Source organism: Campylobacter pinnipediorum subsp. caledonicus (genome assembly GCF_002022005.1).
Lineage (GTDB): Bacteria > Campylobacterota > Campylobacteria > Campylobacterales > Campylobacteraceae > Campylobacter_A > Campylobacter_A caledonicus.
Window position 1 is genome coordinate 923,324 of sequence record NZ_CP017258.1, and the last position, 20,235, is coordinate 943,558.

Here is a 20,235-nt window from a genome sequence, read left to right on the forward strand (position 1 = left end):
GCAATTTTATATACTCGCTATAATCTAAGAAAATATATTAAAAAAATAATATAATTATAAAACATTATAATTTTTTTATATTTTAATTGGTTTAAGTAGCACTACCCTATTTTGTGAAAAACTTTTGATATTTAAATGAAGAATAAAAAATCAAAAAACTAGGGGTTATAAAAAGAAAGGAATATGTAAATTTAAATAAATAAAAAGTTGAATTTGTTAGCAAAAGTTAAATATATAAATTTGCTAACAAAATGAATAAGTTATTGTTTTTTAAAAAATCTTATTATCTTTGCTTGTAGTTTAAAATATTCGTTTATTTCCATTATAGGATGTCCGGCATATTTTTTGTTTGACTCTAGACTTTTACTAACTCCTCCTCTTGCTGCAATCTGAGCAAAATCACCAACATTTAAATGTCCAGCTGTTCCACTTTGACCACCCATAACAACATTTCTACCAAGTTTTGTAGATCCAGCTAAACCAACTTGTGATACTATCAAACAACCTTGACCAAGCTCACAGTTGTGTCCTATTTGAACCAAATTATCTATTTTTGTAAATTTTTTAACTATTGTTGATTCGAAAACACCTCTATCTATGGTAGTGCAAGCACCTATTTCAACATTGTCCTCAAGAACTACATTTCCATTGTGATAAATTTTTATATGCTCTCCAGTTTTTGTATGAGCATATCCAAAACCATCAGAACCAATAACACAATTAGCATTTAAATGACAATTGTTTCCTATTTTGCAATCATTATAAACAACAACATTTGGATGTATTATACAGTTATCGCCAATAGATACATTGTCTCCCAAAAAAGCTCCATGCATAACAATACTATTTTTACCAACACTTACACCTTGTCCGATATAGACATTTGGCATTATCTTCGCACTAACATCAATATGACTCTCTTTTTTATCTATAAAAAGAGGTTTTGCATAATCCTCACTCAAAATAGCAAAAGCCAAATGCGGATTTTCGCAAATAATTATAGACATTCGCTCAGGAACTAAATCTATAAATTTTTCAGTAATAAGTATAGCGCCGGCATTTGACTTGCTTATAAATTGCGAATTTTTTTCACCATCACAGTAAGTAAGTTCATTTTTATTGGCATTTAATAATGAATTTAAAGCAACTACTTCAAAATCATCACCTCTAAATTTTAATCCCAGTTTATTAGCTATTTGACTTAACTTCATATCAAAAATCCATCAAAACTGATCCGCCACGGACTATATCAACTGGATTAAACTTTTTTATTGCCATTAAAAAATTATCCACCCTACTCGTATCATCTGTTACCATTACTATAATATGGTTTTCATTAGTATTAGCTACGCTTCCATTATATCCTTTTAATATAGCATCAAGCCCAGCATAATTTTCACTTAAAGGAATTTTTACCAATGCCATCTCCTTTTCTATAAATTTTGAATTTTCTATAACTTTGTATGTAGGAATAAGTTTATGGAGTTGTTTAACAATTTGCTCTAAAACTTTTTCATCACCACTTGTAATAATACTAAGTCTTGAAAAATTACTATCAGGAACAGGGGCGACAGTTAAGCTATCTATGTTATATCCCCTACCCGCAAAAAGTCCAGAAATTCTAGACAATACACCATGTTCATTTAAAACAATAACTGATATAGCTCTTCTCATATTTTTCCTTATTCAAGTATCATATTATAGATCGCGGCACCTGCTGGAACCATAGGTAAAACATTCTCAAAACGATCTATTGCTACATCTATAAAAGATATTTTATCACTATTTAAAGACTCTTTTAATGCTTCTTCAAATTCTTTCTTGTTTGTTACCCTAAAACCTATACCGCCAAAACTCTCAGATAGCTTTACAAAATCAGGTTGTATGCTCAAGTCTGTGTTTGAATATCTTTCACCGTAAAAAAAGCTTTGCCATTGTCTTACCATTCCTAAAAAGTTATTGTTTAGTATAATATTTACAACTGGCTTGTTTTCCGCAACTGATGTCATAATCTCTTGTATATTCATCAAAATAGAGCCATCGCCTGTAAAGTTTATAACCGGGGCTTTATTATTAACTGCACATTTTGCACCTAAAGCCGATGGAAGACCAAACCCCATAGTCCCCTGCCCTCCACTAGTTATAAATTGTCTTGGGTATTTAAAAGGGAAAAATTGAGCGACCCACATTTGATGTTGTCCAACATCTGTTGTAATAACAGCATTTGAAGCAATTTGTGCTGTTTTTTGTATAACCCATTGAGGCTTTAAAACTTCATCGCTATCTTTAAACTTCAAAGGTTGTAAAGTTTTATATCTAGTTAAAATCTCATGCCAAGACTTAAATTGATCATTTGGTATGTTGATTTTGTTAAGCAACTCTTCTACAACGTTTTTAAGATCGCCGACAATTGGAAAATCAGCATTTACTATCTTTGAGATAGAGCTAGGATCTATATCAACATGGATAATTTTTGCATTCTTTCCAAACTCATCAAGCTTTCCAGTAACCCTATCATCAAATCTAGCACCAAAAGCAATAATTAAATCACTTTCACTAAGCGCCATATTTGAAGCGTAGCTTCCATGCATACCAGGCATTCCTAAATTTAACTCATCATCCGAATCCAAAGTCCCAAGTGCCATAAGGGTTTGAACAGCAGGAATTCCTGTCTTTATAGAAAATTTTCTTATAGCTTCACTAGCTTCTGAGCTAATCGCGCCACCACCTATATACATCAAAGGTTTATGCGAGTTTTGTATAATCTCAACCGCTTTTTTTATCTGTTTTGGATGTCCTTTGTAAACAGGTTTATAGGTTGGCATACTTATCTCTTCCGGATATTCAAATTTTCCAATGGCTGCAGTTACATCCTTTGGTATATCTATATGCACAGGTCCTTTTCTACCTGTTTTTGCTATATAAAATGCCTCTTTTAGTATCCCAGGAAGTTCACTTATGTCTTTAACCAAATAATTATGCTTAACACAGGGGCGAGAAATCCCAACAGCATCTATTTCTTGAAATGCATCAGTTCCAATGAGAGAGGTTGCAACTTGACCGCTAATAAGCACCAGTGGAATACTGTCAGAATATGCAGTAGCAAGTCCTGTTATGGCGTTTGTAAAACCAGGTCCACTTGTAACAAAAGCGACACCAACTTTACCGGATGCTCTAGCATATCCATCTGCTGCATGAACTGCGGCTTGTTCGTGGCGAGTCAAAATATGCTTAAAATATTTCTGCTTATATGTTTCATCATATATATTTAATGCTGCACCACCAGGATAACCAAAAACAATCTCAACACCTTCAGCTTTTAAAGCTTCGCTTATCATTTGAGAACCATTTAACTCTCTCATTATAACCCTTTAAAAAATTTGCATTATTATATCTTTATATGTTTTATTTTAAAAGTTTTTCGATAATATTTTTTAATTTATTTAATAAAAGTATATAATTTAAATCTAAATTATATACTTTTATTTATTGTTAAAATTAAGTATGATAGTATAAAAACTACAACAAAACTATAATTTTACATGTAAAGGGGAAACATGAAAACCAAATTATTAACTTTAACGATAAGCTGTGTTCTAGCTGCTAATTTGTATGCTAATACAGGGGAAGGTATAAATGATATTTTGGACTCTACTCTTATTTTAAAACAAAAAGTAAAAGATGAGAGAGATGAAGTAAAAAAGGCTTTAACTTTGGTGTTCGAGGCTTCAACTAGTGCCAAAAACACAATAGAAGCACTTATAGCAAGCGATGCTGATATAGAAACACTAGCTTATAAAAATGCTATCAAAAATGCAAGCACAGCAAATAAAGCTGCTACAGCAACATTTGAAGCTAAGGATCCAGCGGACATTGCTTATTATGCAAATTATGCAATTCAATTTTCTAAGTTAGCGGCTGATTATGCTACCCAAGTAGTAGAAAAAGATAAAAACCTAAAAAATGAAAGTGCAAAAAATACTCTAAAAGAACAAGCTCAATCTACAACCCAAAAAAGCGAACAAGCCAATACTCAAAAAGAAATTTTAGAAGAAAAAATAAAAAATAGAAAAGAAATAGCAGAAGAAATAAAAGAAAAAATAAAAATTGCAAAAACTAATGCCAGCAAAGAGCAATTAGAAATTTTCAAAAATTTAGAAACTTTTATAGAACAATCAAGCACAGCCTCAGCTTTAACAGAAAAAGATAACAAAGGCAATGATGGAGTAAAATCACTAGAAAACACATTAAATGATATACAAATCAAACAAGATAGTATAAGCACAGACAAATATCTATCTGGATTAGCAAAAACACCGAATAAGGATAGCAAGATTGTTGATGTTTTCAAATTAGACAGTAAAGAAAGACAAGAAGTAGTTAATAATATAAAAAAATCTACAGAAGATATAGCAAACACAATATCTAAACAAATAAATTTCAATGAAAACATTTCTTTTTCAAATTCATTACTTACACAAAACCGTGTAGTTTTGTTGTCATATCTAAACAATGATGATTTAAAATTAGCAAGGGCAATAAAAAGCATTGAAGGCAATTACTATGCAGATAGTACAACAGCAAATTTGATTAAAGATTATCAAGAAAAAACATCTAACTTATGGGCAAATGCTATAAAATCATATTCTAATTTTTCAGACAGCTATCAAAAACAAAATATCATTACACTTGGAATTGATACAAAAATAGATGATTTTATATATGGATTTTATACATCTTATACAAGAGCAAATTTTAATACAAAAGAAACATATTTGAATTCTAAAAACTATAGTTTTGGAACATATCTTAACTATACAAATAGCCAGAATGAATTAAATTTAGATATGTCATTAACAAAATCCAAAAATGAATTGTCAACAATGCTGAATTTAAGTGGAACAAACGTGAACAAAAATGGAAATTTTGATTCAAGCTCTATAAGCGCAAACATTGACTATGGCTATGCTTTAAAAGCATATGATAGTTTATATATTAAACCATTTTTGGGATTTTCTTATATCAATACTCAAAATAAAGCTTTTGTTGAAAACGGTTTATTAGCATTTAAATATGGATCACAAACATATTCTACACTCAGAGCAAAATTAGGAACAGAAATTAGATATTATAACAGCAGAGGATTTTTATATTTAAAACCTAGTATTTCAAAAGAAATTTACAATAAATTTAAAGATATAAAATTAAACTATGCAGGTATAAATGATAATATTTTAATAAAATCTGATGCAAAAAAAAGAGTTAATTTTGAGCTATTAAGTGGAGCGGATATAGACCTTAATGAATCATTTTCATTAAATATTAATTTTGGAACAAAAATTAATAAAAATTTAAAAAATTATATCGGAGGCGCTGGCTTAAGATATAAATTCTAATTATATTTTTTATTTATAATTATTATTTGTATTATAATTTTTTTATTCCTTGCGTGATATAATATAAAGTATAAATTCAAAAAAAGGATATATTATTTTACGTCAAGGATTTTTTATTTTATCTATATGTTTTTTAGTTTATTTTGGTCTTTCCACGTTTTTCCCAACAGCTGATTTTGTGGGTATAGTTGGTAAAAATTTAGGAAAATGGAACTTAAAGCTTTTTGGTTTAGTATCTTATGTTTATCCGTTTATATTAATTTGTATAGTTAGTTTTAAATTTTATAAAATTAAAAAAATAGACATTGAGTTTTTGGAATTTACTTTTGGATTAATATTATTCTTTTTTGCTATATTGATGTTTCAAGCTATGGGATTTAGTGGTGCAAACTCAGGTCTTATTGGAAGTGCTATAAACGACACATTAAGAAGCTTTATAGGAAAAATTGGCTCTTTTATAATCACCATTGGTATATTTATAATGTCTTTGGCACTTATTTTTAGAGATAATATATTAGTTCTTATTAAAAAATCTTTTATAGATCCTACAAAAAATGTATTTAAGAGTCAAAAATATCACAAAGAGTTAGAATATAAAGACAACAATAAGTCAAAAACAAAAATAAAAGATGATATTATAGATACTCAAATAATACAAGATGATGACATAGTTGAAACAGAACATATAGAAGAAACAAAAGAAAATAAAAAAGAAGACAAAACAAATATAAATCAAGAAAAAACCCAAGAAGAGATACAAAAAACCCAAAAACAAGATACAAAAAACTCAAAAGTTGAGATACTTAGTGAGGTTGTTGAAAATAAAAAATTACTAGATGAACTTGAAAAAGGAAAGATAGAAAAACCAAAAGATTTTACTCTTCCATCTTTAAAATTTCTAGCCGATTCACCAAAAAGATCAAGTGGTGTAAACGAAGCTGAAATAGATCAAAAAATATCTGATTTACTAGATAAACTTCACAAATTTAAGATAGATGGGGATGTCGTTAGAACTTACACAGGACCTATAGTGACTACATTTGAGTTTAAACCAGCCCCTCATATCAAAGTAAGTAAAATTTTAACATTACAAGATGATTTAGCTATGGCTTTAAAGGCTCAAACTATCAGAATACAAGCACCTGTGCCAGGAAAAGATGTAGTTGGCATAGAGGTTCCAAACAAAAATACAGAAACAATATATCTAAAAGAGATTTTAGATAGCGAAATTTATAAAAATGCAAGCTCACCCCTAACTATGGCTTTAGGAAAAGATATAGTAGGTGCTCCTTTTATAACCGATCTTAAGAAACTTCCACACCTACTTATAGCGGGAACCACAGGAAGCGGAAAAAGTGTTGGTATAAATGCTATGCTTTTAAGTCTACTTTATAGAAATAGCCCACAAACTTTAAGACTTATGATGATAGATCCAAAAATGCTTGAGTTTAGTATATACAATGATATTCCGCATTTATTAACGCCTGTTATAACTCAAGCAAAACAGGCTATAACAGCACTTTCAAATATGGTAGCAGAAATGGAAAGAAGATATACAGTAATGAGTCATACACGCACCAAAAATATTGAAAGTTATAACGAAAAGATGAAAAAAGAAGGCGGTGAACAATTTCCATATATCGTTGTTATTATAGATGAATTGGCGGACTTAATGATGACAAGTGGTAAAGATGTGGAGCTTTATATAGGTCGTTTGGCTCAGATGGCGAGAGCTAGCGGAATACATCTAATAGTGGCAACACAAAGACCTAGTGTTGATGTTGTAACAGGTCTTATAAAGGCAAACTTACCAAGTCGTATAAGCTATAGAGTTGGTCAAAAAATAGATAGTAAGGTTATTATTGATCAAATGGGAGCAGAAAGCTTACTTGGTCGCGGAGATATGCTTTTTACACCACCAGGAAGTCCTGGTATCATTCGTCTTCATGCACCTTTTACAAGTGAAAAAGAGATAGAGACTATCGTAGAGTTTTTAAAATCTCAACAAAGCGTTATGTATGATGAAAGATTCTTACAAGAAAGTGGTTCTAATTCTAGTGATACTCAAGCTAATGATGGTGTTGTAGCAGGCGAACTTGACCCACTTTTCGAGTCAGCAAAAGAGATAATTTTAACAGAACAAAAAACATCTATAAGCTACCTTCAAAGAAGACTTGGCGTTGGATATAATAGATCAGCAAATATAATAGAACAAATGGAAAAAATGGGTATTTTAAGCAGTGTAAATTCTAAAGGACAAAGGGAAATTTTATAATATAACAACTAATAGCCCTAAAAGTGGCTATTAGTTTTTTATTTTTCAGCTGTATTGACTAATCTTTCTAGGATATACTCCTCAAGCTCTTTTTTTGAAATATTATTTTTTATAGCTTCTTGATAAATAAAATCAACTTTGTCTGAGTATTTTTCATAAGAAAAATATGGAAAATGAACATTCCAAGCCTTTTTTATAAGCTCTATATTTATCTCTTTCCTAGCCCAAATTTTAAACACATCAAACCCTATAAATATCATAGCTGTAACTATAGCTGTTCCTATTATGGAGATATGAGAATCAAGCTTAGCCAAAGAATGATGAGTAACGAGCAATATAGGAAGAAAAATAACAGCACATAAGCCCCCATAAACTTGATATGTTTTTAAGTAGTTAAATCTAAAATTTAACTTAGAATCATCTATGAGCATATTATCTTTATATAGGCTATTTGCTTCAAGTAAATCACGAAGCAAAACAGGTTTTTTTGAGACTATAAAAATTTTGTCTAATATCTTTTCTTTTAAATTTTGTTTCATTTTTATCAACTTACTTTTTTTATTTATTTTTTAGATTATATCAAAAAAATTTGATAAAATTACTAAAAAAAGGAATTAATAATGGATAACTTACCGGAAGAAATAGTGTTTATAAATGGCGAATACAAAAACTCAAATGAAGCAAAAGTTAGTGTTTTTGACAGGGGTTTTATATTTGGAGATGGGGTATATGAAGTTGTACCAGTAATAAATTTTCACTTAGTTGACAAAGATGATTTTTGGGAAAGATTTAACAAGAGCCTAGGCGAGATAGATATAAAATTGCCATACACAAAAGAAGAATTTGAAAAAATACTAACAAATATAATAGAAAAAAATAACCTTAATGAAGGTGGCATTTATATGCAAATAACAAGAGGTGTAGCCCCTAGAAGTTTTGAGTTTATCAAAGATTTACAACCAACTGTATTTGTATTTTGTTATAAAACTAATATCATAAATCACAAATATGCAAAAACAGGCATAACACTCGCAAGTGTTGATGATATAAGATGGAAAAGAAGAGATATAAAATCCATTTCACTACTTGCGCAATGTTATGCAAAAAACAAAGCAGTTCAAGATGGAGCATTTGAAGGCATAATGATAGAAAATGGGTTTGTTAGCGAGGGCTGTAGTTCAAGTGTATTTATAATAAAAAATAGCACATTAATAACAAAAGCCTTATCAAATGAAATACTTCCAGGCATAAGAAGAAAAGTTTTGCTTGAACTTGCTGAAAAAATTGGACTTAAAATAGAGCTTAGAAATTTTACACTAAATGAAGTATATAGTGCCGATGAAGTTTTCATATCCGCTGCTACCCTAATACTACTTCCAGCCATAAAAGTTGATAATATAAAGATAAATAATTCAAAAATAGGAGAATATTCTAAAAAATTAAGAGAGCTATACGCTGAAAAATTAATAAAAGAATCAAACAAATAAAATAAGATGAGAAAAAATCTCATCTTATTATTTTAATTAAAAAAATCCTTTTATAAGATCTTTTACAACATCTTTTGTTCCACCATCTTTACCATCATTACCTAGGTTTTTATCAATTAGTTTATCTAGACCTTTTAAAGCTTTTTCTTTTAGATAATCAGAGCTAATTGAGTATTTAGGTTGTTTACTGGTACCTTTTATATCTATCTTGGCATCTGTTTTTTCATATCTAAACTCAACAGGTATATTGATGGCATCTGTTATTGTGTTTAATGTGGCATCTTTTGATTTTATACTGCTTCTTTGAGCTTCTAAATCCATATCAAAATTTACTAGGCCTTTGTTTATAGTTCCTTTTACATAACCATCTTTATAAACTTCTGTTGTTATATCTCTAGCTGTAAATGTTTTTAATGTGTTTGTAAAGTTATTGGCAACCAATTTACCTTCGTTTATATCAAGATGAAAATTACCCTTTTGAGATAATACATTATAATCAAACTTGGCATCACCTACTCCATTATAAAAATTATCCATGCCAAGCATATCCGTAAGACCTTTAAAGGCAAACTTATTTAAATCAGCATTTAATAAATTGTCTTTAAACTTAGCATCTAATTTTCCATCAAATATATCAGATGTTGCTGTTATATCCATTTGGCTGTTTTTCATTTTAGCACTAACAATAACATCTATAGCGCCAAATAGCTCTTTTTCTGTTAAAAATTTAAGATTTCTCAAATCAGATATATTGATTTTTAAGCTTGAGTCTAAAGTATTATTATTTATATCAAAATTTCCATTTATATCTTTTGCATTTACAAAGTCACTAAGCACATTTGCATTAAATTTAGCTATGCTTTTTGAAATATCTATATTTGCCTTTGAGCTAAATTTAGCATTTGATGGGAATTTTTTATCTAAAAACTCACTCATATTTTTTTGCATAAAGCTACCATTTTCAGCTGTAAAAACAACATTACCGTTTAAATTTTTAACATCTATAGAATCAAATTTTGCTTCTAAATTTAAAGCTGCATCAGCTAAAGGTTTCATACCGGCAAATGGAAATAAATCCCTAAGTGCTAGTTTTGCAAGTTTAGCATTAAACTTACCATCTTTAAGCACAGCATTGACATCTCCACCAATAGCTTTTCCGTTTACATTAAGCTCGTTTAAAGCCATATTTTTTAATTTTACATTTCCGTTAAGATTTACATTGCCGCTAAGGTTAACACCAGCTATCTTTTCAAATTTAGCCAAATCAGAAACTTCAATATTAAAAATACTATCCATATCGCCTTTATCTATTACAAAAACACCTTTTACATTTTTTAAACTCAAAAGATCACTAAATAAATTTGCATCAAAATTAACAACAGAATCTTTTATATCTGCCTTTGAATCAAGTCTAAAATCAACACCATTTTTGATATCAAAACCACTCATTTGTTTTAACTCAACAGGATGTAATTTTCCATCTTTTGTGTTTAGTATTAAATTACCACTTATATTTTTTACATCATTTATGTTATTTACAACAGCATTTCCATTTATAGTAGCACTAGCAAAAGCTGGCTTAGAAGCAAGTTTTAATAATTCATTGAGTTTTATTTGATTTATTGTAGCATTTACTTTATTATCTTTTAGATTTGCAATGATATTTCCACCAAAGCCATTTATTTTTGCATTTAGTGTTTCTAACTTATCGTTGTCTAAAATCAAGTTACCATCAGCACTTAAGCTACCATTTAGTTTTTGCTTTATTATAGGCTCAAGATTAGCAAGTTCATCTACTTTAAAACCAAAATCACTACTTAATTTTAGATTTTTCAAATTATAATGTGTATTTTTGGTATCAGCTGTCGCAACAGGGGTTATAAATATACTTTTAAGATTTACATCATCGTTTTTAATCTTAGCATTAACAGCACCTTTGAAATAAAAATTCTTAGGCAATGTGATGTTAAAATCTTTTAAAACGGTGCCATTATTTACAATACCATCATAAATTTCTATCTTGGCATTACCATCTCTATTTCCATTTTCATCTTTGATATCAGCTATTAAATCAACATATCCTTTTGCATATTCTGGCTGTTTTGCTAACACTAAAGCCTCAGCTATATTAAGTTTTCTAGCATCTACTTTTGCAGTAAAAGGTTTAAGATCCTTTATATTTGTTAAAAAACTTAAATTTGAACCAAGCAAATCACCAGCACCATTTACATCAAAGTCCTTAACAGTACCTTTGGCTTTTCCTTTTAATGATATAGGCTTTTGTAGATTTATATTAGCGCTTTTTAAATTACTCGCTAAAATAGCATAGTCTATATCAAATTTTTGAGAAAATATAGATAAGCTACCGTGAGCATTAAAATTAATCTCATCATTTACATTAGCTTTAATATCCAAGTTGCTCATATCAAGACTAAATTTAGCAAATTTAACCTCAAAACCACTTTTTTCTTTTATAACTTTTTCAAGATAATTAGAAACTATTCCATTACCAAATCCAGTAAAAGCTATAGTATAAACACCTAAAAACAGCAGAAGCAATACTCCTGCAACATAAGCTAGAATTTTCATTCTACTCCTTTCATTTAATATATTAATATCATTAAAGTTTAGTCTAATAGACTAAATATATTTAATAAATTATCGTTAAATATTGACTTTAACGAAAAAAAATGATAATATTTCATCACTCAAAAATAAAGAGTGCTAAAAACAAAAAAATAAACCAAAAAGGATGAATTATGAATTTTCAACCATTAGGAAAACGCGTTCTAGTTGAGCGTGTGGAAGAAACAAAAACCACAGCTTCTGGTATTATTATACCTGATAATGCAAAAGAAAAACCTTTAAATGGAAAAGTTTTGGCAATCGGTAATGAAATTGAAAATATAAAGGTTGAGGATAATATTGTATTTGCTAAATATAGTGGTACTGAAATAACTCTTGATAGTAAAACATATTTAGTATTAAACCTTGATGATGTTTTAGGAATAATTAAATAATAAAAGGAAAAACAAATGGCAAAAGAAATTTTTTACTCAGATGATGCAAGAAACAGACTTTATGAAGGTGTTAAAAAGTTAAATGATGCTGTAAAAGTTACAATGGGACCACGCGGAAGAAATGTTTTGATACAAAAAAGCTTTGGTGCTCCAACAATAACAAAAGATGGCGTTAGTGTTGCAAAAGAAGTTGAATTAAAAGATAGCATTGAAAACATGGGTGCAAACTTGGTTCGTGAAGTTGCCAGCAAGACAAATGATCAAGCTGGAGATGGAACTACAACTGCAACTGTCTTAGCACATGCTATTTTTAAAGAAGGCTTAAGAAACGTTACAGCCGGAGCAAACCCGATTGAAGTAAAACGCGGTATGGATAAAGAAGTAGCAGCTTTGGTTGAAGAGCTTAAGAAGATATCAAAAACTGTAACTGGAAGCAAAGAGATAGCTCAAATAGCAACTATTTCTGCAAATTCAGATGAAAGCATAGGAAAACTTATAGCTGATGCTATGGAAAAAGTTGGAAAAGATGGTGTTATAACAGTTGAAGAAGCAAAATCAATTCAAGATGAATTAAATGTAGTTGAGGGTATGCAATTTGACCGTGGTTATTTAAGCCCTTACTTTATAAACAATACAGAAAAAATGCAAGTTGAATTAAATAGTCCTTATATCTTGCTTTTTGATAAAAAAATAACAAATTTAAAAGATTTATTACCAATACTTGAACAAATTCAAAAAACAGGTAAGCCACTTTTAATAATAGCAGAAGATATAGAAGGAGAAGCGCTAGCAACTTTAGTTGTAAATAAACTTCGTGGTGTTTTAAATATATCAGCTGTTAAAGCTCCTGGTTTTGGCGATAGAAGAAAGGCTATGCTTGAAGATATAGCTATACTTACAGGTGGTGAAGTTGTTAGTGAAGAACTTGGAAGAACATTGGAGAGCGCTACATTAAACGACCTTGGTCAAGCTTCTAGTGTTATAATAGATAAAGATAACACAACCATAGTAAACGGTGATGGAGATAAAGCAAATATAGATGCTCGTATCAACCAAATAAAAGCTCAAATAGCAGAAACTACAAGCGATTACGATAGAGAAAAATTACAAGAGCGTTTAGCAAAATTAAGCGGTGGCGTTGCTGTTATTAAGGTTGGTGCAGCAACTGAAACAGAAATGAAAGAGAAAAAAGACCGTGTAGACGATGCTTTAAGCGCAACTCGTGCAGCTGTTGAAGAAGGTATAGTTATAGGTGGTGGTTCTGCACTAATACTTGCATCTAAAAAAGTAAAACTAGACCTTAACGGCGATGAAGCAATAGGCGCTGAAATAGTAAGAAGAGCTCTTCGTGCACCACTTAAACAAATAGCAGAAAATGCTGGTTTTGATGCTGGTGTTGTTGTAAATGGTGTAGAGACTAGCGAAAAAGATAATCACGGATTTAATGCTGTAACAGGTGAATATGTTGATATGTTTGAGGCCGGTATTATAGACCCTGTTAAGGTTGAGAGAGTTGCTCTTCAAAATGCGGTTTCAGTAGCTAGCTTACTTCTTACGACAGAAGCAACAATAAGTGAAATCAAAGAAGATAAACCAATGCCAGCAATGCCTGATATGGGCGGAATGGGTGGCATGGGTGGCATGGGCGGAATGATGTAATAAAACATCAAAACCAAAAAACACTCTTTAAAACCAAGATAGGCTTTGCTTATCTTGGTTACTTAGATACTAAACATTGAACACAAAAAACCTACTTGCAAATACTTGTATATACAAAACATAACATTAATTCTAATTTTAAACACATTATAGTAATATTGCATCCGAAATAATTTTAAATAGGATTTTTATGAATTTAGAAAATATTTTTAGAGAATATGACATAAGAGGCATTTACGAAAAAGATTTAAACGAGACAAGCGTAAAAGCAATAGGCTATGCACTTGGTATAAAAATGAAAAAATTAGGTGTAAAAAACCTTAGCATAGGATACGATGCAAGACTTAGTGCTGATAATTTATTTAAGTTTTTGTTAAGTGGTATAAACAAAGCTGGTGAAATTGAAGTTTTTGATATAGGCTTGGCACCTACTCCGGTTGGATATTTTAGTGTTTATGCTGGTTTTTTTGATGCAAATATAATGATAACAGGCTCACACAATCCAAAAGATTACAATGGCTTTAAAATAACAATAAAAAAAGATAGTTATTTTGGAAAAGATTTACAAATTTTAAAGCAAGATGTGCTAGAAATAATAAAAAACAAAGAGATTATAGAAGATAATTTTAACCCTAAGAAATTTGATATCTTAACTCGCTATATAGATTTTTTTATAAAAGAGTTTTTTCACTTAAAAGATTTCAATCTTCCATTTTTGGTAGATTGCGGAAATGGAGCTATTGGTGTTACACTTGAGCCGATACTAAAAGCACTAAATTTAAATGCAAAAATTTTATATCCAAATCCAGATGGAAATTTTCCAAATCATCACCCAGATCCAAGTGAAAAAGAAAACATAAAAGAACTTTTAAGCATGATAGAAAATAAACAATACAATCTTGGATTTGCCTTTGATGGGGATGGGGATAGAATAGCTGTTATAACAGATAAACACAATATCAAAGGTGATGAATTAGCCTATCTATACACATTAAATATGAAAAATCCAAGAGTCTTAGGAGAGGTAAAATGCTCCCAAAGTATGTATGATGAGATCTCAAAAATAGGCGAAGTATTTATGGGAAAAACTGGCCATAGCAATATCAAAAAAATGATGAAAGAACTAAATATAGACCTTGCAGCAGAAGTTAGTGGACATATATTTTTTAAAGAGAGATATTTTGGTTTTGATGATGCACTGTATGCCATGATGAGAGTTATAGAGCTTTTACAAAAAGGGTTTGATTTGGATAAAGAATTAAACAAACTACCTACTCTTTTTAGCACTGATGAGCTTAAAATAAAAGTAAACGAAGAGGATAAATTTAAAATAGTTGAAAGCTTTAAAAATAGCATAAAAAGCAATCAAACAAATCTACCAAAAATAGAAAGCATAATAGAAATAGACGGAATAAGAATAAAATTTAAAGATGGATGGGCATTAGTAAGAGCTTCCAATACAACACCTATAATAGTAACTAGATTTGAAGCAACAAATGAAAATTTTTTAAAAGAGATACAAACAAAAACAACTGAATTGTTAGAAGCTATAATAAAAAACAAACAACTACCATAGAGTAGTTGTTTATCTAACATCAAACTAAGCTATGCATTTTTAAAACAAATTCTACCCTACCTACGCCTATCTTCAGATCTTTTGCGATATTTTCAACACTTTTACCTTCATTAAACAATCTAACAATAACATCCTCATCACTTTGTATATCAGGAGATGTTATCTTAGTAAAGTCTCTTGTTCTTTCTTCTAAGCTATAAATTCTACTTTGTTGTTCGTTTTGAAACTCATCTATTGTGCTTTCTATATTTTTTAATGAATTAAAAATTGGCATTATTTTATCATTTAAACTAAGCTCTATCTTACTGTCAAGGCTATCCTGTAAAGCTCCAAGATCAACTATCTCACCATCTTTTACACTAGAAAGTGTAGAAATTTGTTTTTTTAGATTAAAATTTTCTTGTATAACACCTTCCAAAGCCTTTTCGTATCTTGCAAATTTTCTATTTGCTTCTAAATCTTTTAGTATAATAAGCCCTAACATAACTATCAAAATAACACCAAAAATAATAAACAATATATACTCCACAAAATCCCCTTTTTTATTCTCTTAATTGTCTTATCATAACACGCTCTCTTGCAGTGACATAAGAATTCCAACTCTCTTCATCATCTAAATGCATATTTACAATATGAGCTGTTTTTTCATCTATTGATTTAAAATAAATTGCTATAGTTCTTTTTGGAAAAACAGGCATTGCAATCCTTGCATAATAAAACTCATCTTTTATAAATTTATCATTTTCTATACAAAAATATTCAAAGCCTATGCCAGATATTTTATCATTATCGTTTAGCTTTAAAAACTCTCTACTCTCTTGCCTTATAGTAGCACTTAACTCATCAAATTTACGGTGAAGTTCAACAAGTAAAGTAAGTAAAACCTGATCACTTTCTTTTGTTTCACCTCTCGCTTTTGCTCTTTTTAACCAAGCTCCGAGCTGATCTTCTTCATTGTTTGTAATGGATGTAAATTCCTTAAAAAATCTCTCGTTTTTATGTTTATCGAGCTCAAAATCTATCGTTAAATCAGCAGGAATAAGCCTTATCTCACTCATATCAAACTCACAAAAATAAACACAAAAAACATGATCCCAAGATAACCATTTAAAGTAAAAAATGCCCTATCTATCTTTGAAAAATCACGCCTTACTATTTGATGTTCTTTAAAAAGGATAAAAGCACTAGCTATAACACCTAAAAATGCAATACATCCAAGCCCTGCACTCCAACAAAAAAGCAACCAAAATATAATTGTTACAGAGTGAAAAAGTGCCGAGATAAACATAGTAGCTTTTTCGCCATATATAGACGGTATACTAAAAAGTCCGTTTTGCTTATCAAACTCCATATCTTGAAGCGAATATAAAAGATCAAACCCAGCAACCCAAAAGCTAACACCCAAACATAAAAGAACACTCCAAAGAGTTATCTCGTTCATAACAGCAACAACACCAGCAATCGGAGCAAGTCCTAAACTAACGCCCAATACCAAATGTGCTAATTCGCTAAATCTTTTAAACAAAGAGTAGCCACCAAGTATAGCTAAAATAGGAATGCTTAGCTTAAATGCAAGATCGTTTATAAGACAGGCACATACTATAAATAAAACAGCATTTGCAACTATGAAAATCATCAGGTTATTTTTACCTATCCTACCGTCAACACTTGGTCTATTTGCTGTTCGTGGGTTTTGTTTATCTATATCTTTATCTACATAACGATTAAACGCCATTGCAAAATTTCTAGCACTAACAGCACATAAAATGCCTAAAATAAACAATTTAAACCCAAAATTTATAGTTCCATTTATCTGTTTTGAAGCAACTATCATTGATATAAAAATAAAAGGCAATGAAAAAACTGAATGTTTAAAAACTATTAAATCACTTATATCTTGCAATATTTTTATAAATTTACCCATTAAACTCTCTTTAAACACAAATTTATTATTTTGATTTTACAATCTTTTGCTTTAAATTTAAATTTATATTGCTATAATTTTTTAAATTTATTAAGGAAGTATATGTTTAAACAAATATGTATCATAGGTACTACTGCTAGTGGAAAGACAGACCTTGCTATTCAAGTTGCTACAAAATTTGATTGTGTCATCCTAAGCCTTGACTCACTTTGTGTTTACAAACTTATAGATATAGCAAGCGCAAAACCAACAAAACAAGAGCTTGAGCTAGTAAAACATTTTGGTATAAACGAGATATTTCCAAACGAGCATTTTAGTGCTGGAAAGTTTTTTGAAATTTATAAAAAAGCTAAGGATTTTTGTATAAAAGAGCAAAAACCGCTACTTATAACGGGCGGAAGTGGATTTTATCTAAAATCAATGTTAGATGGTCTAAGTCCTGATGTTCCAAAGTGCGATATTGAAATTTCAAAAGATGAAATATATAAACTTGCTCAAAGTATAGATGCTGATTTTGTTCAAAAATTTAGCAAAAACGACTCATATAGACTTGAAAAATGGTATCAAATTTATAAATTTAGCAATGACATACCAACAAAATGGTTAAAAGAAAACACAACTAAACCAATAATAAAAGATATAGATATTTTTGAAATATTTTGGGAAAGAGAAGATATAAGACAGAGAATAAAAATAAGAACAAAAAAGATGATAGAAAATGGTCTGATAGATGAAGCAAAATTTCTATTTGACAAATTTGATAGCGATTTAAAACCTCTAAAATCAATAGGTCTTAAAGAGTGCAACTTGTATTTAAATAACGAAATTAACATTGATGAATTAGAAAATTTAATTTTCATTCATACATCTCAACTCGCAAAAAGACAAAAGACTTTTAATCGCTCAGCGTTTTTAAACAGAATAAGTGGCAATTTTGACTTTATAAAAGATAAAGTTTGCAAAAAATTAAGCAATAATTAATTAAAAAAGGTAAAAGTTGAAAAATAATTTAATTGTAGTTTATATAGCTAGTTTTGTTATAGTAGCGGCTGGCCTAAAGGCTGCTAGTACGATAGTTCTGCCGTTTTTGATAGCTGCATTTATAGCCATCATAGTATCTCCACTCATAGACAAGCTAGAAAGTCTTAAAATCCCAAAAATAATAGCATTTTTGATTGTGGTTTTTCTTATATTTTCATCACTTGGATTCATGGGAAATACTGTCATAAAGACCGTAAACGGGCTTTTAGGAAACATATCGGAACTTCAAACAAAGTTCAAAATATTTACAGATAGCATGGTTAAATTTGCATATGAATATGGATTTGACATAAAAAGCTTTCTAAGTGGTGATTTTGATCCAAATAAAATATTTGCAACATTTTCTGGACTTTTAAGAGAGAGTACTCAAATTGTGTCAAAGGCATTTTTTATATTTTTACTTATCACTTTTATGCTTTTTGAAAAGAGTGTATTTGAACAAAAAGTTACATATTTTGCAAAGAAAAATATGCAAGCTCAAGCAACAGTAGATACATTTATATCAAACTTAAAAAGATATCTTGAGATTAAATTCCTAGCATCATTTGCAACAGGTGTTGTTGTCTTTGCAGGACTTGAACTGCTTGGAGTAATGTATGCTCCACTTTGGTCTATTTTAGCATTTATCTTAAATTTTATACCAACAATAGGTTCTATAGTAGCTGCTTTGCCGGCTATTTTAGTAGCGATGCTTATAAATGACTCAACAACTGCTTTTTGGGTGTTTTTATTGTTTCTATTTACGAATATAGCGATTGGAAATTTTATAGAACCGAAATTTTTAGGAAAAGGGCTTGGCATAAGCACCCTTGTTGTTTTACTAAGCCTTTTGTTCTGGGGATTTTTATTTGGAATTGGAGGAATGTTTTTAGCAATTCCGCTTACAATGAGCCTCAAAATAGCCTTAGATTCAAATCCAAATACAAAATTTATAGCAATTTTATTAAGTGATAAAGTAGAATGATAAAAAATTAATATAATTAAAACAAATAATTACGCAAGTTTTTGATATAATTTTGACTATATTTTATATTATTTAGGTGTTTATTATGATAAAAAAATATTTATTGTCGTTAGCTTTTATTGGAATTATGGTAGTTGGTTGCTATACAAGCACAACGCAAGGTGGTTTAGTTGGAGAAAACTCAAGACAGCTACTTCTTGTATCTTCAGAACAAATGGATCAAAGCGCAAATCAAGCATATATGCAAACACTAACTGATGCAAAAACAAAAAATTCATTAAATACCGATATCGTATTAACAAAACGTGTAAAAGTGATAGCAGATAGAATTATTAAACAAGTTGGAACATTTAGAAAAGATGCTTTAAATTGGAATTGGCAGGTTAACGTAATAGATCAGGATATACTAAATGCTTGGTGTATGCCGGGTGGCAAGATAGCTGTTTATAGTGGTCTTATAAAAAGACTTAATTTAAACGATGCTCAATTAGCAGCTGTTTTGGGACATGAGATAGCTCACGCTTTAAGAGAGCATAGTAGAGAACAAGCAAGTAATGATAAGATGAAAAACTTAGGAATTTTTGCTATCGCAAAAGTTACTGGTCTTGATTCATCTACAACAAATTTAATAGAATTAGCAACGAGATATACAATAATGCTTCCTTTTTCAAGAGCACACGAAACACAAGCTGATCATATAGGAACAGAACTTATGGCAAGAGCTGGATACGATCCCAAAGAAGCTGTTAGAGTATGGGTAAAAATGAGTAAGCTTTCAAAACAAAGCACACCTGAAATTTTAAGCACACACCCATCAAATGCTAGCAGAATAGCTGATTTGAAAAATATAGCAAATAAAGTAATGCCTCTTTATTTAACAACAAAAAATTAAT

At 29.9% G+C, this 20,235-nt stretch carries 17 protein-coding genes; 9 read left to right on the forward strand and 8 right to left on the reverse strand.

The features are described from left to right. Nucleotides 1-260 precede the first annotated feature (260 nt). The 3 genes from lpxD to CPIN18021_RS04670 are packed head-to-tail and all read right to left on the reverse strand — an operon-like array spanning nt 261 to nt 3,362. Entirely contained in the window at nt 261-1,211 is a 951-nt protein-coding gene (gene lpxD / locus CPIN18021_RS04660; protein WP_078423365.1) for a UDP-3-O-(3-hydroxymyristoyl)glucosamine N-acyltransferase, read from the reverse strand. A 1-nt stretch (nt 1,212) separates the two neighbouring features. Beyond that, nucleotides 1,213-1,674, reverse strand: coding sequence for an acetolactate synthase small subunit (gene ilvN, locus CPIN18021_RS04665; protein WP_078423366.1), 462 nt, complete (start codon nt 1,672-1,674; stop codon nt 1,213-1,215). An 8-nt stretch (nt 1,675-1,682) separates the two neighbouring features. Beyond that, nucleotides 1,683-3,362, reverse strand: a complete 1,680-nt coding sequence (locus CPIN18021_RS04670) for an acetolactate synthase large subunit (protein WP_078424528.1) — start codon at nt 3,360-3,362, stop codon at nt 1,683-1,685. Nucleotides 3,363-3,557: 195 nt separating this feature from the next. Here CPIN18021_RS04670 and CPIN18021_RS04675 point away from each other — a divergent pair, with 195 nt between their 5' ends. Both CPIN18021_RS04675 and CPIN18021_RS04680 read left to right on the forward strand, forming a co-directional pair. Continuing rightward, entirely contained in the window at nt 3,558-5,396 is a 1,839-nt protein-coding gene (locus tag CPIN18021_RS04675; protein WP_078424529.1) for an autotransporter domain-containing protein, read from the forward strand. A 124-nt stretch (nt 5,397-5,520) separates the two neighbouring features. Continuing rightward, a complete protein-coding gene (locus tag CPIN18021_RS04680; RefSeq protein ID WP_089503410.1) occupies nt 5,521-7,671 on the forward strand; it encodes an FtsK/SpoIIIE family DNA translocase in 2,151 nt (716 codons plus the stop codon). Between the two features lie 38 nt (nt 7,672-7,709). On the opposite strand, the gene CPIN18021_RS04685 is transcribed toward CPIN18021_RS04680, so the two are convergent. Further along, entirely contained in the window at nt 7,710-8,210 is a 501-nt protein-coding gene (locus CPIN18021_RS04685) for a hypothetical protein (protein WP_078423370.1), read from the reverse strand. Nucleotides 8,211-8,291: 81 nt separating this feature from the next. Here CPIN18021_RS04685 and CPIN18021_RS04690 point away from each other — a divergent pair, with 81 nt between their 5' ends. Continuing rightward, nucleotides 8,292-9,158: a D-amino-acid transaminase gene (locus CPIN18021_RS04690; RefSeq protein WP_078424531.1), complete on the forward strand. Its 867-nt coding sequence runs from the start codon at nt 8,292-8,294 to the stop codon at nt 9,156-9,158. Nucleotides 9,159-9,194: 36 nt separating this feature from the next. Here the strand turns inward: CPIN18021_RS04690 and CPIN18021_RS04695 are convergent, their stop codons facing one another. Next, entirely contained in the window at nt 9,195-11,747 is a 2,553-nt protein-coding gene (locus CPIN18021_RS04695) for an AsmA family protein (RefSeq protein WP_078424532.1), read from the reverse strand. A 170-nt stretch (nt 11,748-11,917) separates the two neighbouring features. Here CPIN18021_RS04695 and groES point away from each other — a divergent pair, with 170 nt between their 5' ends. The 3 genes from groES (at nt 11,918) to CPIN18021_RS04710 (ending at nt 15,413) form a co-directional block, all read left to right on the forward strand. Then, nucleotides 11,918-12,178, forward strand: a complete 261-nt coding sequence (gene groES, locus CPIN18021_RS04700; RefSeq protein ID WP_069637417.1) for a co-chaperone GroES — start codon at nt 11,918-11,920, stop codon at nt 12,176-12,178. A gap of 15 nt (nt 12,179-12,193) precedes the next feature. Further along, nucleotides 12,194-13,837 (forward strand): chaperonin GroEL, encoded by a 1,644-nt coding sequence (gene groL, locus CPIN18021_RS04705; protein ID WP_078424533.1) that lies wholly within the window; start codon nt 12,194-12,196, stop codon nt 13,835-13,837. Between the two features lie 190 nt (nt 13,838-14,027). Further along, nucleotides 14,028-15,413, forward strand: coding sequence for a phosphomannomutase/phosphoglucomutase (locus tag CPIN18021_RS04710; protein ID WP_078424534.1), 1,386 nt, complete (start codon nt 14,028-14,030; stop codon nt 15,411-15,413). Nucleotides 15,414-15,432: 19 nt separating this feature from the next. On the opposite strand, the gene CPIN18021_RS04715 is transcribed toward CPIN18021_RS04710, so the two are convergent. The 3 genes from CPIN18021_RS04715 to mqnP are packed head-to-tail and all read right to left on the reverse strand — an operon-like array spanning nt 15,433 to nt 17,337. Continuing rightward, nucleotides 15,433-15,942: a DUF6115 domain-containing protein gene (locus CPIN18021_RS04715; RefSeq protein WP_078423375.1), complete on the reverse strand. Its 510-nt coding sequence runs from the start codon at nt 15,940-15,942 to the stop codon at nt 15,433-15,435. A 13-nt stretch (nt 15,943-15,955) separates the two neighbouring features. After that, complete coding sequence (locus CPIN18021_RS04720) at nt 15,956-16,471, reverse strand: hypothetical protein (protein WP_078423376.1); 516 nt, start codon at nt 16,469-16,471, stop codon at nt 15,956-15,958. Beyond that, nucleotides 16,468-17,337, reverse strand: a complete 870-nt coding sequence (mqnP, locus tag CPIN18021_RS04725; RefSeq protein ID WP_078424535.1) for a menaquinone biosynthesis prenyltransferase MqnP — start codon at nt 17,335-17,337, stop codon at nt 16,468-16,470. Before mqnP ends, CPIN18021_RS04720 begins: the two co-directional genes overlap by 4 nt. Nucleotides 17,338-17,439: 102 nt before the next feature. Between mqnP and miaA the strand changes: the two genes are divergently transcribed. The 3 genes from miaA (at nt 17,440) to CPIN18021_RS04740 (ending at nt 20,234) form a co-directional block, all read left to right on the forward strand. Continuing rightward, the gene (gene miaA, locus CPIN18021_RS04730) at nt 17,440-18,318 is read left to right on the forward strand and encodes a tRNA (adenosine(37)-N6)-dimethylallyltransferase MiaA (RefSeq protein WP_078424536.1); all 879 of its coding nucleotides are present in this window, start codon (nt 17,440-17,442) and stop codon (nt 18,316-18,318) included. 16 nt (nt 18,319-18,334) lie between these two features. After that, nucleotides 18,335-19,342 (forward strand): AI-2E family transporter, encoded by a 1,008-nt coding sequence (locus tag CPIN18021_RS04735; protein WP_078424537.1) that lies wholly within the window; start codon nt 18,335-18,337, stop codon nt 19,340-19,342. An 88-nt stretch (nt 19,343-19,430) separates the two neighbouring features. Continuing rightward, complete coding sequence (locus CPIN18021_RS04740; RefSeq protein WP_078424877.1) at nt 19,431-20,234, forward strand: M48 family metallopeptidase; 804 nt, start codon at nt 19,431-19,433, stop codon at nt 20,232-20,234. Nucleotide 20,235 lies beyond the last annotated feature (1 nt).